We start from the raw sequence: 18,500 nt of genomic DNA on the forward strand, positions 1-18,500 counted from the left end.
GCTTCAGCGCACTAGGCAGGGCCGCTTGTTGTCGAAGGTCCAATTGGGGATCAGCGCCTGCATGGCGGCGGCATCGTCGCGCGCGCCCAGGCTCAGGCTTTGATAGGTGCGATGCGCGGCCTCCAGCGCGTCCATGTCCAGCTCCACACCCAGGCCCGGCTTTGCCGGCACCTGGATCTGGCCACCGACGATCTGCAATGGGTCGTGGGTCAGGCGTTGGCCGTCCTGCCAGATCCAGTGCGTATCGATCGCGGTCACCCGCCCAGGCGCCGCGGCTGCGACATGGGTGAACATCGCCAGTGAAATATCGAAATGGTTGTTGGAATGCGAGCCCCAGGTCAGGCCCCAGTCGCGGCACAGTTGCGCCACTCGTACCGAGCCCTGCAACGTCCAGAAATGCGGGTCGGCCAGCGGGATATCCACCGACTGCAACTGGATGGCGTGGCCCATCTGCCGCCAGTCGGTGGCGATCATGTTGGTGGCGGTCGGCAAGCCGGTAGCGCGACGGAATTCGGCCATGATCTCGCGCCCGGAATACCCATCCTGCGCACCGCACGGATCTTCGGCATAGGCCATCACGCCGTGCATGCCGCGGCACAGGGCGATGGCCTGATCCAGCGACCACGCGCCATTGGGGTCGAGGGTGATGCGCGCCTGCGGAAACCGCGCGTGCAACGCGACAATGGCGTCGATTTCGTCTTCGCCGCGCAGCACGCCGCCCTTGAGCTTGAAATCGCGGAAGCCGTATTTCTCGTAGGCCGCTTCGGCCAGGCGCACCACCGATGCCGGCGTCAAGGCCTCCTGGTCCCGCACAGCCTCCCAGTCATCGCGGGCACCGCTGCCGTCGCGATAGTCGAACGCAGTCTTCCGCCGGTCGCCGATGAAAAACAGATAGCCCAGCACATCCACGGCGCTGCGTTGCTGGCCTTCACCGAGCAAGGCAGCGACAGGCTGGTCGAGGAATTGCCCGAGCAGATCCAGCAACGCCGACTCGATGGCCGTCACCGCATGGATGGTGATACGCAGATCGAAGGTCTGCAGGCCACGGCCGGCGCTGTCGCGGTCGGCAAAGGCGGTGCGCACCTGATTGAGGATGCGCTGATACTCGGCGATGGAGCGGTCGCGAATGAGCGGCGCTGCTTCCTGCAGCAAGCCGGCGATGGCCGCGCCGCCAGGCACTTCGCCCACGCCGGTGCGTCCGGACGAATCGCGCAGCACCAGCACATTGCGGGTGAAGTACGGCGCGTGTGCGCCACTGAGGTTGAGCAGCATGCTGTCCTGCCCGGCGACGGGCACCACGCGGATGTCGGTGATGCGCGGCGTGGCGCCGATGCTTGCAGGTGCGGTGTGGATAGTCATCGAAAGTCTCCCAGGACGGTCACAGCGTTGCGGGCACGGGCATGGACGGGCCGCCGGGCGGCGCCTTGAGTTCCACGCGCTTGATTTCGCCCACCACCACCAGATAGGACACCACCGCCAGCAAGGCATTGAGCCCGACGAAGACCAGCGCCCACTCGAAGGTGCCGGTGGTGGAGACGATGTAGCCGATGACGATCGGCGTGGTGATGCCGGCGATATTGCCGAAGGTATTGAACAGGCCACCGGACAGGCCGGCGATTTCCTTGGGCGAGGTGTCGGCCACCACCGCCCAGCCGAGTGCGCCGATGCCCTTGCCGAAGAAGGCCAGCGCCATCAGCCCGACCACCATCCATTCGGCCTGCACATAGTTGCAGCCGATCATCGTCACCGACATCAACATGCCGACAACGATCGGCGTCTTGCGCGCGACGGTGAGCGAGTAGCCGCGCCGCACCATGCGGTCGGACACATAGCCACCCAGCACGCCACCGATGAAACCGCACACCGCCGGCAACGAGGCCACAAATCCGGCTTCCAGGATCGACATGCCGCGCTCCTTGACCAGATACACCGGAAACCAGGTCAGGAAGAAATACGTCAGCGTGGTGATGCAGTACTGGCCGATGTACACGCCCAGCAACATGCGGTTGCACAACAACTGCTTGGCGTAATGCCATTGCGTGCCCTTGGGCTGGCGGCCGGGCTTGTTGCCCTGCTCCATGTCCACCAGCGCGCCGTTGCGCTGGATGTAGTCCAGTTCCTGCGCGCTCAGGCGCGGATGTTCGCGCGGGGCATAGATGGTCTTGCGCCACACCAGCGCCAGCAACACGCCAGCCGCGCCCATCACCAGAAACACATGCTCCCAGCCCCAGGCATGCACCAGCCAGCCCATCAACGGCGCGAACGCCACCGTGGCGAAGTACTGCGCGGAATTGAAGATCGACGCAGCCAGACCGCGCTCTGCAGTGGGAAACCAGGCCGCCACGATGCGGCTATTGCCCGGGAACGACGGCGCTTCGGCGATGCCGACCAGAAAGCGCAGCACGAACAGCGTGGTGACCGCCCAGGTCACCGGCACCCAGTCGATAAAGCCCTGCAAGGCGGTGAACAGCGACCAGATCAGCAGCGACAGGCCGTACACGCGCCGCGAGCCAAAGCGATCGAGCAACCAGCCGCCGGGAATCTGCCCGGCCACATATGCCCAACCGAACGCAGAAAAAATGAAGCCCATCTGCAGCGCGTCGATGCCCAGCGCATCCTGGACCGCGGAACCGGCGATGGACAAGGTGGCGCGATCGGCATAGTTGATCGTGGTGACCACGAACAGCATCAGCAAGATCAGGTAGCGCCTGCGCGGAACCGTCGTTGAACCGACCGTTTTTGAATCGATAGCCATCATCGTTCCTCACCTATGACGATGGAAGCGCACTGCGCTTCGGTACTCCACGTTGCGCCTGCAGATGGCGTACCGGACCCTCCTCCGGCACGCCTCAGGCATCGTTGCTGCGGCAGCCGTCAGTCGTGTCCCAGCGCGCCATCGACGCGTCGCCATAGCCCGAGCGGGTTGTCGTGCGCGACGGCGGCAGGCAACAGCGCAGCCGGCAGATCCTGGTAGCAGACCGGGCGCAGGAAGCGATCGATCGCCAGCGTGCCGACCGAGGTGCTGCGGCTGTCGGAGGTGGCCGGGAACGGGCCGCCGTGCACCATCGCGTGGCAGACCTCCACACCGGTGGGCCAGTCGTTGACCAGGATGCGTCCGGCCTTGCGCTCCAGCACCGGCAGCAATGCGGCGGCCAGTTCGGTATCGCCCACCTCCATGTGCAAGGTGGCGGTGAGCTGGCCTTCTAGGTGCTCGCTCAGCGCACGCAGCTGTTCGATGTCCCTGCAACGCACCAGCAGCGACGAGGCGCCGAAGACTTCGGCCTGCAGCGCTTCATCGGCCAGGAAGGCATCGGCGTCGGTGCCGAACAACGCCGCCGGACAGCGCCCGGCGTCCGCCGCAGCGCCGCGTGCCAGCGTGCTGACCTGCGGGTGCGCGGCCAGACGCTGCACGCCTTGCGCGTAGGCCTGGCCAATGCCTGCGGTGAGCATCGCTGCCGGCGACACGGCCTGCAGCGTTTGCGTTGCGGATGCGACAAATGCATCCAGCGCCGGCGAATCGATCGCCAGCAGCAAGCCGGGATTGGTGCAGAACTGCCCGCTGCCCAGGGTCAGCGAGCCGACGAACGCTTTGCCCAGATCCGATGCGCGCGCCTGCAGCGCCTGCGGCAACAGATACACCGGATTGATCGCGCTCATCTCCGCATACACCGGAATCGGCTCGCGGCGTGCGGCGGCAATCTTGACCAGCGCCATGCCGCCGGCCCGCGAGCCGGTGAAACCCACCGCCTTGATGCGCGCGTCGGCGACCAGTCGTGCACCGATCTCGATGCCGGCGTCGAACAGCAGTGAGAACACGCCCTCGGGCAGGCCGCATTGCGCCACCGCCGCCTGGATCGCACGGCCCACCAATTCCGAAGTCCCCGGATGCGCGCTGTGCGCCTTGACCACCACCGGGCAGCCGGCCGCCAGTGCCGAGGCGGTATCGCCACCGGCCACCGAGAATGCCAGCGGGAAATTACTGGCACCGAACACCGCCACCGGCCCCAGCGCGATATGCCGCTGCCGCAGATCCGCACGCGGCAATGGCGTGCGTTGCGGCAGCGCCGGGTCGATCCGCGCCTGCAGCCAGCTTCCTTCGCGCACCACGTTGGCGAACAGGCGCAGCTGCCCCACCGTGCGCCCCCGCTCGCCTTCCAGGCGCGGGCGCGGCAGGCCGCTTTCGTGCATGGCGCGTTCGATCAAGGCATCGCCCAATGCCAGGATCTGCTCGGCGATGGTTTCCAGGAAGACTGCGCGCGCGTCCAGCGTCGTTTCGCGGTAACGATCGAACGCCGCCCGCGCCAACGCACAGGCCTGTTCCAGATCCTGTGCGCTCACCGAGCCGAATGCCGGCTGCAATGCCGCACCGCTGGCCGCATCCAGCGCATGAAATTCCTCCCCTGCGCCGCGCACGTCGCGCTGCCCGATCAGCGATTGGCCCGTGATGCTGTGCATCAGCGGCGTCCTCCAATCAGTTGCTTGAGCTGGGCGAATTCGTCCTCGTTGAGGTCGGCCAGCGGCGTGCGGACCGGACCGGCCGGGCGGCCGACCGCGCGCATGCCGGCCTTGACGATCGACACCGCATAACCGGCGCGGCGATTACGCAGCACGGTGTACGGCAACACGAAGTCATTGAGCTCGCGGTAGATGGTGACGTGGTCGCGCGCACGCACCGCTGCATAAAACGTCAGCGCCCACTCGGGCAGGAAATTGAAGATGGCCGACGAATACGTGGTCACGCCCATTTCCAGATACGGCAGCGCGAAGGTTTCGGCGGTGGGCAGTCCGCCCACGTAGAGCAATCGGTCGCCAAGGCGTGCGTAGATGCGGGTCATGCGATCCACATCGCCGATGCCGTCCTTGTAGCCCACCAGGTTGGGGCAACGCTCGGCCACCCGCGCCAGCGTCACGTCGTCGAGCTTGGCGTTGGCGCGGCCGTAGACGATCACGCCCAGCCTGGTCGCCTTGCAGACGCGCTCGACATGGTCGGCCACGCCATCGGCATCGCACTCGGTGAGGTACGGCGGAAACAGCAGGATGCCGTCGGCAGCATTGCGCTCGGCAGCCTGCGCCATCTCCATGGCGATCGCGGTGCCGTAACCGGCCGGTGCGATGACCGGCATGCGGCCGGCGGTCTGGGTCACCGCTGCTCGCACGGCGCGATTCACTTCATCCAGCGTCAGCGAAAACAGCTCGCCGGTGCCGCCGGCGGCAAACAGCCCGGCGGCCGGGTGCGAGGACAGCCAGTCCAGATTGCTGCGGTAGGCGGATTCATCAAAGGCCAGGTCGGCGTCGAAATGGGTCACCGGAAACGACAACAGCCCGGCGCCAAGCGCTTGGGCCATTTCAGAAGGGGTGTATCTGCTGCTCATCGGACAAACGCTCCTGGGCGGGGGATGCGGTTGATCCTAGAAACGCAGATCGTTGCCGGTCCAAACCAAAGGACGTATTGTTTGATACACAAGTTGAATCAATAGCATCATCAATCGATGTAGTGCGCCGCAAATGGCTGCTTTGCAACGCTTTTTCGAAACTGCGTAATTATGGCCGGCGACGCCCGCCAGCGCGGTTGCGGGCACGGCAGCGCCTATTCATCGGCGCTGGCGGCGGAGGGATGTTGCGGGTGCAGCATCAATTCACCTGTTTTGCCATGCGAGGCCCGTCCCCCATGTTCGATCTGCAGCAACTGCGTTGCTTTGTCGCCGTCGCCGACGAACTGCACTTCCGTCGCGCGGCCGAGCGCCTGAACATGACCCAGCCGCCGCTCAGCCGGCAGATTCAGTTGCTGGAGCACAGCGTCGGCACCGCGCTGCTAGAGCGCAACAGCCGGCATGTGCGGCTGACCCAGGCCGGGCGCAGCCTGCTTGCCGAAGCGCGCGCGATCCTGCGCATGGCCGAAAACGCCGGCCTGCGCGCGCGCCGGATCGGCACCGGCGATGCCGGTAACGTGTTGGTGGGTTTCACCGCAGGTGCCAGTTACCGCTTCCTGCCCGAGGCCATCGCGCGGTGGCGCAGGCAAGCGCCGGATGTGGATCTGCAACTCAAGGAGATGGTCAGCCTGGCGCAACTGGACGCACTGGATGCAGGCCGGCTGGATATCGGCCTGTTGCGCCCGCCGATCCAACGCCAGGGCCTGCACAGCCGCTGCGTGGCACGCGAACCACTGATCGCCGCGCTGCCGGAGGACTCGCCGCTGGCGCACCGCGACAGCCTGCGTCTGCAGGATTTCCACGGCCAGCCGCTGGTCAATTACGCACCGGACGAGGCGCGTTATTTCTACGATCTGCTGGCGCAATTGTTCGGTGCGCGCGGCATCGCGCCGCGCTCGGTGCAATACGTCAGCCAGATTCATTCGGTGCTGGCGCTGGTACGCGGCGGCATGGGCATGGCGCTGGTGCCCGAAGGCGCCAGCGGCCTGCGTTACGCCGGCATCGTGTACCTGCCGCTGCGCGAGGAAACCCCTGCCACGCCGGTGGAGCTGCACCTGGTGTGGAAACAGGATAACGACAACCCTGCGCTGGGTCGTTTGATCGCCTGAGCCGGGCAAGGCGCGTGCGCTGTCACAGACGCACGGCAGCGCAGCCACTGTCCAACGCGGGGACCGGATTCGAAGCAACTGGCAACACGACTGCGCACCGCCGGGCGGGTGCGACCGGTGCCCGGTGCGGCATGGACCACGCGTACACGCCTGCTTTGAGCGCGACGCCGACAGCCACCTGACGACTGCTCGCCACGGTCTGCTCGCCGCTTCTACTGCCGCCCCACGCTCTGCACCACATGCAGGCGCCGCAGCCGGCGCATCACTTCGGCCAGATGGCGTCGGTCGCGGACCTGGATGTTGAAGCGCAGCACCGCGGCGTTGAAATCGCGGTCCAGGTAATCCACGCGCTCGATATTGGACTGGCTCTGCGCAATCGCCGCAGCCAGCTGGGCCAGCACGCCGGTGCGGTTTTCCACCTCGACGATCAAGGCGGTGTCGTAGTCGCCACTGACGCTGGAATCCCAGTCGATCGGCACCCAGCGTTCGGGCGATTTGCGTAGCTCGGCCAGGTTGGGGCAGTCCAGACGGTGCACCACGATGCCCTTGCCGGCGGTGTGGTAACCCATGATTTCGTCGCCGGGAATCGGCTGGCAACAGTTGGCGAAGCTGATCACGCCGCGCTCGCTGCCGTCGATCAGGATCTTTTCGTGCGAATGCTTGGAGTGGCCGCCACCGCGCAATTCGGCGTAGGCCATCAGCGCCTGCGCGGCCTGGGTCGGCATCCAGTTGCCCAGCGCCACGTCGGCCAGCAAGGCTTCCAGGCGTGGATAGCGGTGCTCGGTGAGGAAGGCGTCCAGGCGGCCCTTGGGCAGCCGCTCCAGCGAGCTGTCCATCGCTTCCAGCGCGCGATCGAGCATGCGGTGGCCGAGCTGCACGGCGTCTTCGTGTTCGAGCTGCTTGAGCTGGTGGCGGATCGCGGTACGCGCCTTGCTGCTGACCACAAACTCCAGCCACTGCGGCTTGGGCGTGGCCGAGCGCGCGGTGATGATTTCCACCGCCTGCCCGCTGACCAGCTTGGTGCGTAGCGGCACCAGCTTCTTGTCCACCCGCGAGGCGACCGCGCGGTTGCCCACGTCGGTGTGCACCGCATAGGCGAAATCCAGCGCGGTGGAGTTGCGCGGCAGCGCCAGGATCTTGCCCTTGGGCGTGAACAGATAGACCTCGTCCGGGAACAGGTCGACCTTGACGTTGTCCAGGAACTCCAGCGACGAGCCCGCCGCGCGTTGCGAATCGATCAGCTCCACGATCCAGTCGTGCGCGCGGCTCTGCGCGCTATTGGGCGAGGCCGAGCCGACCTTGTAGGTCCAGTGCGCAGCCACCCCGCGTTCGGCGATCAGGTCCATCTCCTCGGTGCGGATCTGCACTTCGATAGGCGAGCCATACGGGCCAAACAACACGGTGTGCAGCGACTGATAGCCGTTGGCCTTGGGGATGGCGATGAAATCGCGGAAGCGCCCGTCCAGCGGCTTGAAGGTGGCATGCACCGCGCCCAGCGCGTGATAGCAATCGGCCACCGAACGCACCACCAGGCGGAAGCCGAACACATCCATCACCTGGTCGAAGGACTTGTTCTCTTCGTGCATCTTGGAATAGATGCTCCAGGGCGTCTTGATGCGGCTGACCAGGCGGTGCTCCAGCCCTTCCTTGGCCAGCCGCTGCGACAGCTGCACTTCCACCTGCGCCATCGATTCGCGCCGCACCACCGGCTGGCTGCGGATATGTTTTTCGATGATGGCATGACGCCACGGATACAGCGCGCGGAAGCCCAGGTTCTGCAGCTCGGACTTGATCAGGCTCATGCCCAGGCGCTGGGCGATCGGCGCGTAGATTTCCAGCGTTTCGCGCGCGATGCGGCTGCGCGCCTCGCTGCTCTGCGCGCCCAGCGTGCGCATGTTGTGCAGGCGGTCGGCCAGCTTGATCATGATCACGCGCAGGTCGCGCGACATCGCCAGCAGCATCTTGCGGAAGCTCTCCGCCGCCGCTTCCTGGCGGTCGCGGAACTTGAGCTTGTCCAGCTTGGTGACGCCATCGACCAGCTCGGCCACCGCTTCACCGAATTCCGACGCCAGCTCTTCGCGGGTCAGCGGGGTGTCTTCGATGGTGTCGTGCAGGATCGCGGCGATCAGCGATTCCATGTCCAGGCCGAGCTCGGCGAGTACGCCGGCCACCGCGACCGGATGGGTGATGTACGGCTCGCCCGACTTGCGGGTCTGGCCGGCATGCGCGCTGGCGCCCACTTCCCAGGCACGGCGCAGGATCGGCAGCTGCTCCTTGGGAAGGTAGCTGGCTGCGTGTTCGAAGTGCAGGACGTAGTCGGGGATGGCCTGGTCGGAAGACGGAGACGTCACGACGGTCGCCTGGGCAGTGGGGCCTGGGTTCATGCCGGAAGACTATGCCAGCAACGCAGTCACGGCAAACGTTTGCACACTGCAGGCACCAAAGCGGGCCTGAAACGAAAACAGCCCGCGCGTGGCGGGCTGTTCAGATCGATCGCAGCGATGCGAACGATCAATCGTCGTTCTTGGACATGTCTTCGTCGGCAACGACTTCGGCAGCGGCCCATTCCAGCGCTTCGCGTTCGGCGCGCTCGCGCTCGGCCTTCTCGACTTCGTCGATCAGCGCGTTGTCGATCCGGCGTGCGGCGATCTCGCGCAGTGCCATCACGGTGGGCTTGTCGCTGGCGTCGGCATTTTCGATCAACGGCTGCACGCCGTTGGCGAGCTGACGGGCGCGCTTGGACGCCATCATGACCAGCTCGAAACGGTTGTTCACGACTTCCAGGCAATCTTCTACGGTAATGCGGGCCATGCGGGCTCCCGGCGACCAGCAACGGCCGCGCATCGAATGAGGGAAAGGGGGCGGAGTGTACGCCCGGGCCGCCGTCACGGCAACCTGGGCCCATTCAGTTTCCTTTGGAATCAGGGATTTGAGCAGCTCAGTCCAGCAAGGCCCGGATCAACGCCGCGTGCCGCTGCTGTTGCGCCTGCCGGCGCAGCCGGCTGGCGGTGAAGATCGCGCACATCTCCGAGACCGCGGTGTCGAAGGTCTCGTTGATGATGACGTAATCGAACTCCTCGAAATGCAGCATCTCTTCGCGGGCAGCGGCCAGACGCTGCGCCATCACGTCCTCGCTGTCCTGGCCGCGCTTGCGCATGCGCTCGTCCAGCGCCTGGCGCGACGGCGGCAGGATGAACACGCTGACCGCGTCGGGCACCTTCTGGCGCACCTGGCGCGCGCCCTGCCAGTCGATCTCCAGCAGCACGTCGTGACCGGCGGCCAGCTGCGGCTCCACCGACTGCCGCGCGGTGCCCTTCCAGTCGCCATGCACCAGCGCGTATTCGAAGAAGTCGCCGGCTTCGATCATGCCCTGGAACTCGTCGGCGGAGACGAAATGGTAGTGCTCGGCATGCCGTTCGCCCGGCCGCGGCGCGCGCGAGGTGAACGAGATCGACAAGGCGATCTTGGGATCACGCGCCAGGGTGGCGTTGACGATGCTGCTCTTGCCGGCGCCGGAAGGGGCCGCAACGATATAGAGGGTGCCGCGCATAGGGTCAGGGATTCGGGCTTGGGGAGTCGGGATTCGCGAACGGGCTGCGGACCGGTACCACCGGGGTCGATATGCTACCGGTATTGGCCGCGCCCCGCTGAAACCCGGGATGGCCGTCGACCAATCCCGAATCCCCAATCACCACTCCCGGCTACTCGATGTTCTGCACCTGCTCGCGGATCTGGTCGATCAGCACCTTCAGATCCACCGCGGCGTTGGAGGTGCGGCTGTCCACCGACTTGGAGCCGAGCGTATTGGCTTCGCGGTTGAATTCCTGCAGCAGGAAGTCCAGGCGGCGGCCGACCGGCTCGCGCTGCCTGAGCACGCGGCGGATCTCGGCGATGTGGCTGGACAGGCGGTCGAGCTCTTCGTCCACGTCCAGCTTCTGCAGCCACAGCACCAGTTCCTGCTCGGCGCGACCGGGATCGACCGGATGCGGCAGATCGGCCAGGCGGGCGGCCAGCTTGGCACGCTGCCCTTCGCGGATGACGGGAATCAGCGTACGCACCTCGGCGGCGATACGTTCGATCGCATCGACCCGCTCGCTGATCGCATCGGCCAGCTTGGCGCCTTCGCGCTCGCGCGCGGCGACGAAACTGTCCACCACCTCATCCAGCAATGCCAGGGCCTGCGCCTGCAATGCCGGTGCGTCCACGTCCTGCACCTGCAGCACGCCGGGCAGCTGCAGCAGATCGGTGAAGCCGACCTGCAGCTTGGGGAACATGCCGTCAAGGCGCGTGGCCAGTGCGCCCAGTTCCTGCAGCAGCGATTCGTTCACGGCCAGGGTCTGCGCGTTGTCCGGCGCGCGCAGGCGCAGCGCCAGATCCAGCTTGCCGCGGCTATTTTTCGCCGCCACGCGCTCGCGCAGCAGCGGCTCCAGCGCACGCAGTTCTTCGGGCAGGCGCACGCCCACTTCCAGAAACCGATGGTTGACCGAGCGCAGCTCGCAACCGAGCGTGCCCCAGGGCGTGATGCGTTCGCCACCAGCAAACGCGGTCATGCTTCGAATCATCGTCAGTCCCGTGCCTTCAAAGCGCGAATGGTACCCTAGCGGCCCGCGCTGGCTGACCGCCCCGCCACGCGCCGACCCAGACCCACCTCCCGACTTCCGGACTCATCGCATGACCTTTTCCCGTCCCAGCGGCCGCACGGCCGACCAGCTGCGCCCGGTGCGCATCGAACGCGCCTTCACCCGTCACGCCGAAGGCTCGGTGCTGGTCAGCTTCGGCGACACCCGCGTGCTGTGCACCGCCAGCGTGGAAAACCGCGTCCCCGGATTCCTGCGCGGCAAGGGCGAAGGCTGGGTGACCGCCGAATACGGCATGCTGCCGCGCTCCACCCACACCCGTTCCGATCGCGAAGCCGCACGTGGCAAGCAGGGCGGACGCACGCTGGAAATCCAGCGCCTGATCGGCCGCGCACTGCGCGCCTGCGTGGATCGCAATGCCCTGGGCGAGCGCACCATCACCCTGGACTGCGACGTGCTGCAGGCCGATGGCGGCACCCGCACCGCCGCAATCACCGGCGCCTACGTGGCGCTGGCCGATGCGGTGAACCTGCTGCTCAAGCGCGGCGACATCAAGAAGCACCCGCTGATCGGCGCCGTGGCCGCAGTGTCGGTGGGCATCTATCGCGGCGAGCCGGTGCTGGATCTGGACTACCCCGAAGACAGCGACTGCGACACCGACATGAATGTGGTGATGAATGACGGCGGCGGCTTCATCGAGCTGCAAGGCACTGCCGAAGGCCACGCCTTCCGCCGCGACGAACTCAATGCACTGCTCGCACTCGCCGAACAAGGCATGAGCGAACTGTTCGCCCTGCAACGCGCTGCACTGGCCGGATGAGCAGGCGCATCGCCCTGACCACCCTGTTGGTCGCCGATTACGACGCGGCGATCGCCTGGTACACCGGCGCGCTGGGCTTCCAGGTGCTGGAGGATCGCGCACTTGGCGACGGCAAGCGCTGGGTGGTGATCGGCCCGGGCAGCGCGCAGGACGCCGGCTTGCTGCTCGCGCAGCCGGCCGACGCCGCCCAGCGCGCGCGCATCGGCGACCAGACCGGGGGGCGGGTGGATCATTTTCTCTACACCGACGACTTCTGGCGCGACCACGCGGCGATGCAGGCGTTCGGGGTGGAATTCTTGGAAACCCCGCGCGAGGAACCGTACGGCACGGTCGTGGTGTTCCGCGATCTGTACGGCACCAAGTGGGACCTGCTGGAGCCCAAGCAATGAAACAACTGGTCCTGGCCAGCGGCAACGCCGGCAAGCTGGAAGAACTGCGCGCCATGCTCGCCGACCTGCCACTGCGCATCGTGGAGCAAGGCGAGCTCGGCGTGGACGATGTGCCGGAAACCGGCCTGACCTTCGTCGAGAACGCCTTGATCAAGGCACGCCATGCCAGCGCGGTCACCGGCCTGCCGGCACTGGCCGACGACTCCGGCCTGATCGTCGATGCGCTCGGCGGCGCACCGGGCCTGTACAGCGCCCGCTATGCCGGCAGCCCGACCGATGCGCAGGCCAACAACGCCAAGCTGCTCGACGCCATGCGCGCCGTGCCGGCCGAGCGCCGCAGCGCGCGGTTTTACGCGGTGATCGTGCTGCTGCGTCACCCGGAAGATCCGCAACCGCTGATCGCCGAAGGCAGCTGGGAAGGGGTGATCACCACCGAACCACGCGGCACCGGCGGCTTTGGCTACAACCCGGTGTTCCTGGATCCGCTGCATGGCCTGACCGCTGCGGAGATGGATACCGCGCTGAAGAACCGGCTGAGTCACCGTGCGGTGGCGCTGGCCACGCTGCAGCACAAGCTGCACGCCCTGTCGCTGTGAACCATGGCCTGACGCAGTGCCCGACCTGATTCCACCGCCGCTGTCGCTTTACGTGCACCTGCCCTGGTGCGTGCGCAAATGCCCGTACTGCGATTTCAACTCGCATGCGGCCAAGGGCGTGCTGCCGTTCGAGGACTACGTGGATGCGTTGATCCGCGACCTGGATGCGGATCTGCCGCTGGTGTGGGGGCGCGTGGTGCATTCGGTGTTTTTCGGCGGCGGCACGCCGAGCCTGTTTCCGCCCGAAGCCATCGACAGATTCCTGCAAGCCGCCGCCGCGCGGCTGCGCTTTGCACCGAATCTGGAGATCACCCTGGAAACCAATCCAGGCACCGCCGAACATGGCCGCTTCGACGGCTATCGCGCCGCCGGCGTGAACCGCCTGAGCTTCGGCGTGCAGACCTTCGACGATGTAGCGCTGCAGCGGCTGGGTCGCATCCACGACAGTGCCGAGGCCGAGCGTGCGATCAAGCTGGCGCAGGATGCCGGCTACGACAATTTCAATATCGACCTGATGTACGCGCTGCCCGAGCAGACCCTGGCGCAGGCCGAGCGCGATCTCGAACGCGCCTTTGCGCTGCAGCCCACCCACATGTCGCATTACCAGCTCACGCTGGAGCCGAACACGGTGTTCTTCGCGCGGCCGCCCAAGGGCATTCCCGACGACGATGCGGCCTGGGACATGCAGGAGCATTGCCAGCGCCTGCTGGCCGAGGCCGGCTACGCGCAGTACGAAGTGAGCGCCTACGCCAGGCCCGGGCGGCAATGCGCGCACAATCTCAATTACTGGCGCTTCGGCGATTACCTGGGCATCGGCGCCGGGGCGCACGGCAAGATCAGCTCCGGCGCCGAACAGCATGTGCTGCGACGCTGGAAGCACAAGCATCCGCAGAGTTACCTGGCCAGCGCCGGCAGCGCGGCGTCGATCGGCGGCGACGAGATCGTGCCGCGTGAGCGGCTGCCGTTCGAATACATGCTCAACCTGCTGCGCCTGCACGAGGGCTTCTCCCTGCGCGACTTCGAAGTCTCCACCGGCCTGGCCGCCTCGGTCATCGAGTTGCCTGTGGCGCGCGCGATTGCACAAGGCTGGATGACCGCGCAGGACGGACGCGTGGTGCCGACCGAGCTGGGCCGCCGCTTCACCAATGACGTGGTCGAGCTGTTTCTGGGCTGATCGCGGCGATCACGGCGCGGCACAGCAGCCAGCACGCCGCGCCGTGATCGGTAGCGCACGCGACATCACTGGCGCGCGGATCCAGCGAGCCGCGCCACGCGCGCCATCCGCATCAGGGTGGCGACCGTAGCTGGCGAGGCGCGTCCTGCGCCCGCCTGGTCGCTGCCCGGCGGAAAAACATGCTACATAGCTCACGCCTCGCACCGAGCCCGCCTCCCCCGGATGTCCACTCCCGCCTCCTCCCTGCAGCACACGCTCAGCGGCCCGATCGCCGATGCACCGGTTTCCGCGCGCGGACGGCGCCTGCTCGCCGCGCTGCATGCGCATTGCGTGCAGGCGCTCAGCGGGCCGCTGCGGCTGACCATCGTCGAGCTGGAACGCGAGCTGCTGCATCAGGCCGAGCATGCCCGCAACAGCCAGATCCAGGCCGAAACCTATGCGCAGACACGTGACCTGCGCGACCACATCGATCGGTTTCCGCAGGCGTTCCTGCAGCAGCTGGCGCAGGACCTGGCCACGCTGCGCGATCGCCCGTCGCTGATGCCAGCAGCCGATGCCTCAGCGCATCCGCAGATGCTCACCCTGGTGGAGGACACCGATATCGATCGCGATATCGTGCTCAGCGAGATTGCGCGCCGCGAAACCTCCCGCCGCGCCGATGCGCTGCAATTGCTGGCGCAGCGGGTGGCGGTGATCGGCGCGGTGGCCGAGTTCGAACTGGAGGCAGTGCCGCTGGGCCCGTACGCCCTGTGCCGCGTGCTGCGCCAGTGCGGCGAAACGCTGGGACTGAGCCTGGACGGGCAGCTGACGCTGTACCGCGTGTTCGAGCGTCAGGTCATCGAGCGTTTGAACGATCTGTACGAGCGCGCCAACGGCACGCTCGCGCAGGAAGGCATCCTGCCGGGGCTGATCTATCACCCTTACCTGGTCAAGCCCACCCAGGTGCAGACGCGGCGCGCACCGCCTGCAGCAGCCACCGCACCGAAGGATGCTGCGGCCGCCAGCGCGCGCGCGCTGCCGCCGCGCAACGGGCGGCCTGCAACTGGCTGGAGCGGTCAATCGGCACCGACACCGTGGCAGAGCGCCCTGCTGGATCCGCCCGCCATGCCGATGACACTGGCAGCGGCGACCGACGGTGAGCAGGCAGCACCTGCCCTGAGCGATGCAGTGCAGGCGCTCGGCGGCCTGATGTCGTCAGCGCGCCGGTCGCAGGCGGCGGGCAACGTAGGCGCAGCGGCGAATCAAAGCTCTGCAGATCACGGCGCAGCGCCTGCAAGCAGCGCCCAGGCAACACCCGAAAAAGCATCTCCCCGGCTCGCCTCCTCGGCCGTGCCCAAGGCCGCCGTCAGCGACGCACTGGCCAGCCTGCAGGGCACGCTGGCGGCACAGGCAGCGGCAGCGGCGCAGCCGACCGGCATCGATGCGGTGCAGCGCCAGCTGCTGGCGTTGCTGCGGGCGCAACACGGCCCCGACGCCGCGCTGTCGCCGCAGGACACCGACACCTTCGACCTGCTCGGCCTGCTCTACGCGCAGATGCAACGCGAAGTGCGCGAGCAGACCCCGGCGCAGGCCCTGCTCGCCAAGTTGCAGGTGCCGGTGGTGCGCGCGGCCTTGGCCGATACGCATTTCTTCGTGCGCGACCAGCACCCGGTGCGCGAATTGCTCAACACCGTGGCCGAGTCCGGCGCGGTCTGGCTGGGCGACGACGATGTCGACCCGCAGTTGCTGCACAAGCTGGGCAGCGCGGTGGACCGGATCGTCAACGACTACCAGGGCGACGAGGCCGTATTCGCCGCAGCCAACGCCGATATCCAGGCGCATCTGCGCGCCTTGGCGCGCAAGGCCGACCTCGCCGAGCGCCGCCATGTGGATGCGGCGCGCGGCAAGGAGCGGCTGGAGTCGGCCAAGCAGCAGGCCGAGGCGCGCATCGAGCAGCTGTGCGAGCAGAGCGTCCCGCCGCGCTTCGTGCAGGCGCTGCTGCGTCAGGCATGGTCGGACGTGCTGACGCTGACGCTGCTGCGCCAGGGCGAGCAATCGCCCGAATGGGACGAGCGCCAGGCCCTGACTGCGCGCATTGCCGAAGTCACCTGCCGCAGCAAGGGGCAACCTGCCGACATCGCGCTCGGCAGCGAGATCGAAACCGCGCTGCTGCAGGTCGGCTATCACCACGATGAAGCGGCGGCGATCGCGCGGCGCCTGTCCACGCCCGGCGGCGAGGACGAGACGACCTCGCGCACCGAGCTCGCCACCAGGCTCAAGGCGCGCACGCGGCTGGGCGACCAGGGCGACAGCACGCCGCGCAAGGACATCGCCGGCCCGCGTTCGCCGGCCGAAGAGGCCTGCTACACGCAGCTGCGCAGCCTGCCGTTCGGCAGCTGGTTCGAGTTCGTGATCAACCAGCAGGGCGACCTACGTCGGCAACGGCTGTCCTGGTACAGCCCGATGACCGGCAACGCGCTGTTCGTCAATCAACGTGGGCAAAAGGTCGCCGAGCACTCGCTGGATGGCCTGTCGCGGCTGATGGCCGGTGGCCAGGCACGCCTGCTGGTCGAAGAGAAATCGCGGCTGATCGACCGCGCCTGGCATGCCACCGTGCGCACGCTGCGCAGCCTGGCCGGTCAGGCGCCCATTGCAGAGGTCAACCCATGATCCAGGACACCCGCCGCGCACCGCGCCGCCAGCCGTCCGACCTGATACCGGTGACCGACATGCTCAGCGAGGCGCAGATTGGCCGGGTCGGCAATGTCTCGGAAACCGGCATGCTGCTGCTGGCCTCGGTTCCGCTGCATGACGACGCCCTGTATCAATTGCGCTTCAGCCTGCCCGAGCGCATCGGCCGTGCCACCGAGATCGATGTCGGTGTGCATCTGTTGTGGAGCGAAGCCGCGCACGCACCCGGACAGGCCTGGGCCGGCTTCCGCTTCCTGACCATGTCCGAGCCGCATCGCCAACGCCTGCGCGCCTGGATCGCCGAAGAACACATGCTGGGCTGAAGGACAGCATCACCACGATTACGGCAAAATCGCGACCTGTCCTTGCATCGCCGATCGAGCCCCGCATGCCCCAGCCGTCCTTGAGCCACCTGTATTCCGACCACCTGCGCACGCTGACCGCGCGCGCCGACGAGGCGCTGCAGCGCGGCGGCTTCGACCACCTGGTGGTGCCCAGCGGCAGCCTGCATTACCAGGTGTTCGACGACCGCGACTATCCCTACGCGGTCAATCCGCAGTTCAAGGCCTGGGTGCCGCTGACGCGGGTGCCCAACAGCTGGCTGGTCTACACCCCGGGCAAGCGCCCAATGCTGATCTTCTGCCAGCCGTTGGACTATTGGCATGTGGTGCCCGAGGCGCCCAGCGGCTGGTGGGTGGAGCACTGCGACATCCACATCATCCGCACCCCGGACCAGGCCCTGGCGCTGCTGCCCAGGCAGATCGACCGTTGCGCCATCCTGGGCGAGGCGCAGAGCGCGCTCGGTGCGTATGTGCCCAACAATCCGCAGCCGGTGCTCGATTATCTGGACTACCAGCGCGCGTTCAAGACGCCGTACGAACTGGCCTTGCTGCGCATCGCCCAGCAGCTGGCAGTGCGCGGCCATCGCGCCGCCGAGGCGGCCTTCCGCGCCGGCCAGAGCGAGTTCGGCATCCATATGGCCTACTGCGCCGCCGTCGGTCAGGACGCCAACGAACTGCCCTACGGCAACATCATCGCGCTCAACGAGCACGGCGCGGTGCTGCACTACACCGAACTCGGCCAGCAGCCGCCGCAGCCGCTGCGCAGCTTCCTGATCGATGCCGGTGCTTCCGCCTACGGCTATGCCAGCGACATCACTCGCACCTACGCCGCCGACCCCGGCAGCGAATTCCAGGCCCTGATCGATGCGGTGGATGCCGCACAGATCCGCATGGGCCAGGGCGTGCGCAGCGGCGTGGATTACAAGCAGTTGCACGTGGATGCGCATCTGGCCCTGATGGGCATCCTCAAGGACTTCGGCATCCTCACCGTGTCGCCGGAAGCTGCGCTCGCCACCGGCGTCAGCGCCGCATTCTTCCCGCACGGGCTGGGCCATCTGATCGGCCTGCAGGTGCACGACGTGGCAGGCTTTGCGGCCAGCGACCGCGGCGGCCGCATCGAGCGCCCCGCCGGCCACCCGTATCTGCGGCTGACCCGCGTGCTGGAAGCGGGCATGGTGGTCACCATCGAACCGGGCGTGTACTTCATCGACATGCTGCTGGACGAAGTGAAGAAGAACGGCCACGCCGCCAGCGTCGACTGGGCGCGCGTTGCGCAGTTCAAACCCTACGGCGGCATCCGTATCGAAGACGAGGTGGTGTGCACCGATGGCGCGCCCGAAAACCTGACCCGCCCGGTGTTTGCCGCCCCTTGAATCCTTCCGCACCGCAAGGAGC

Annotated in this window: 16 protein-coding genes; 8 read left to right on the plus strand and 8 right to left on the minus strand. The window is 67.0% G+C overall.

Annotated features, from left to right (window positions below; all coding sequences use genetic code 11):
* Positions 1 to 3: 3 nt before the first annotated feature.
* From gudD to kdgD, 4 genes are all read right to left on the minus strand, one after another.
* Entirely contained in the window at positions 4 to 1,359 is a 1,356-nt protein-coding gene (gene gudD / locus ABQ137_RS20430) for a glucarate dehydratase (RefSeq protein WP_081008578.1), read from the minus strand.
* Positions 1,360 to 1,378: 19 nt separating this feature from the next.
* Positions 1,379 to 2,758 (minus strand): MFS transporter, encoded by a 1,380-nt coding sequence (locus ABQ137_RS20435; protein ID WP_046344127.1) that lies wholly within the window; start codon positions 2,756 to 2,758, stop codon positions 1,379 to 1,381.
* Between the two features lie 116 nt (positions 2,759 to 2,874).
* Positions 2,875 to 4,455, minus strand: a complete 1,581-nt coding sequence (locus ABQ137_RS20440) for an aldehyde dehydrogenase (NADP(+)) (protein ID WP_046344128.1) — start codon at positions 4,453 to 4,455, stop codon at positions 2,875 to 2,877.
* Positions 4,455 to 5,372 (minus strand): 5-dehydro-4-deoxyglucarate dehydratase, encoded by a 918-nt coding sequence (gene kdgD / locus ABQ137_RS20445; RefSeq protein ID WP_104568037.1) that lies wholly within the window; start codon positions 5,370 to 5,372, stop codon positions 4,455 to 4,457. Before kdgD ends, ABQ137_RS20440 begins: the two co-directional genes overlap by 1 nt.
* 296 nt (positions 5,373 to 5,668) lie before the next feature.
* Between kdgD and ABQ137_RS20450 the strand changes: the two genes are divergently transcribed.
* Complete coding sequence (locus ABQ137_RS20450) at positions 5,669 to 6,538, plus strand: LysR family transcriptional regulator (RefSeq protein WP_349783463.1); 870 nt, start codon at positions 5,669 to 5,671, stop codon at positions 6,536 to 6,538.
* A gap of 212 nt (positions 6,539 to 6,750) precedes the next feature.
* Here the strand turns inward: ABQ137_RS20450 and ABQ137_RS20455 are convergent, their stop codons facing one another.
* The 4 genes from ABQ137_RS20455 to ABQ137_RS20470 all read right to left on the minus strand — a co-directional run bounded on the left by ABQ137_RS20455 (position 6,751) and on the right by ABQ137_RS20470 (position 11,100).
* Positions 6,751 to 8,922, minus strand: a complete 2,172-nt coding sequence (locus ABQ137_RS20455; protein ID WP_349783464.1) for a RelA/SpoT family protein — start codon at positions 8,920 to 8,922, stop codon at positions 6,751 to 6,753.
* Between the two features lie 127 nt (positions 8,923 to 9,049).
* Positions 9,050 to 9,349, minus strand: coding sequence for a DNA-directed RNA polymerase subunit omega (gene rpoZ / locus ABQ137_RS20460; protein ID WP_002812428.1), 300 nt, complete (start codon positions 9,347 to 9,349; stop codon positions 9,050 to 9,052).
* Positions 9,350 to 9,476: 127 nt separating this feature from the next.
* Positions 9,477 to 10,088 carry a guanylate kinase gene (gene gmk, locus ABQ137_RS20465; protein WP_016903572.1) on the minus strand — a complete coding sequence of 204 codons (612 nt, stop codon included), beginning with the start codon at positions 10,086 to 10,088 and terminating at the stop codon, positions 9,477 to 9,479.
* Between the two features lie 151 nt (positions 10,089 to 10,239).
* On the minus strand, positions 10,240 to 11,100 hold the full coding sequence (locus ABQ137_RS20470; protein ID WP_046344146.1) for a YicC/YloC family endoribonuclease: 861 nt from the start codon (positions 11,098 to 11,100) through the stop codon (positions 10,240 to 10,242).
* Positions 11,101 to 11,209: 109 nt separating this feature from the next.
* Here ABQ137_RS20470 and rph point away from each other — a divergent pair, with 109 nt between their 5' ends.
* From rph to pepQ, 7 genes are all read left to right on the plus strand, one after another.
* Complete coding sequence (rph, locus tag ABQ137_RS20475; protein ID WP_024938119.1) at positions 11,210 to 11,935, plus strand: ribonuclease PH; 726 nt, start codon at positions 11,210 to 11,212, stop codon at positions 11,933 to 11,935.
* A complete protein-coding gene (locus ABQ137_RS20480; protein ID WP_016903569.1) occupies positions 11,932 to 12,324 on the plus strand; it encodes a VOC family protein in 393 nt (130 codons plus the stop codon). Before rph ends, ABQ137_RS20480 begins: the two co-directional genes overlap by 4 nt.
* Entirely contained in the window at positions 12,321 to 12,920 is a 600-nt protein-coding gene (rdgB, locus tag ABQ137_RS20485; RefSeq protein WP_349777945.1) for an RdgB/HAM1 family non-canonical purine NTP pyrophosphatase, read from the plus strand. Before ABQ137_RS20480 ends, rdgB begins: the two co-directional genes overlap by 4 nt.
* A 16-nt stretch (positions 12,921 to 12,936) precedes the next feature.
* On the plus strand, positions 12,937 to 14,094 hold the full coding sequence (gene hemW / locus ABQ137_RS20490) for a radical SAM family heme chaperone HemW (protein ID WP_349783465.1): 1,158 nt from the start codon (positions 12,937 to 12,939) through the stop codon (positions 14,092 to 14,094).
* A 222-nt stretch (positions 14,095 to 14,316) separates the two neighbouring features.
* Positions 14,317 to 16,743 (plus strand): DUF1631 domain-containing protein, encoded by a 2,427-nt coding sequence (locus ABQ137_RS20495; protein ID WP_349783466.1) that lies wholly within the window; start codon positions 14,317 to 14,319, stop codon positions 16,741 to 16,743.
* Complete coding sequence (locus tag ABQ137_RS20500; protein WP_046344154.1) at positions 16,740 to 17,087, plus strand: PilZ domain-containing protein; 348 nt, start codon at positions 16,740 to 16,742, stop codon at positions 17,085 to 17,087. The genes ABQ137_RS20495 and ABQ137_RS20500 overlap by 4 nt, the downstream gene beginning before the upstream one ends.
* Positions 17,088 to 17,152: 65 nt before the next feature.
* On the plus strand, positions 17,153 to 18,478 hold the full coding sequence (gene pepQ / locus ABQ137_RS20505) for a Xaa-Pro dipeptidase (RefSeq protein WP_102251360.1): 1,326 nt from the start codon (positions 17,153 to 17,155) through the stop codon (positions 18,476 to 18,478).
* The last annotated feature ends 22 nt before the right edge of the window (positions 18,479 to 18,500 follow it).

It is taken from the genome of Xanthomonas sp. WHRI 8393, from assembly GCF_040203315.1.
Taxonomy (GTDB): domain Bacteria; phylum Pseudomonadota; class Gammaproteobacteria; order Xanthomonadales; family Xanthomonadaceae; genus Xanthomonas; species Xanthomonas arboricola.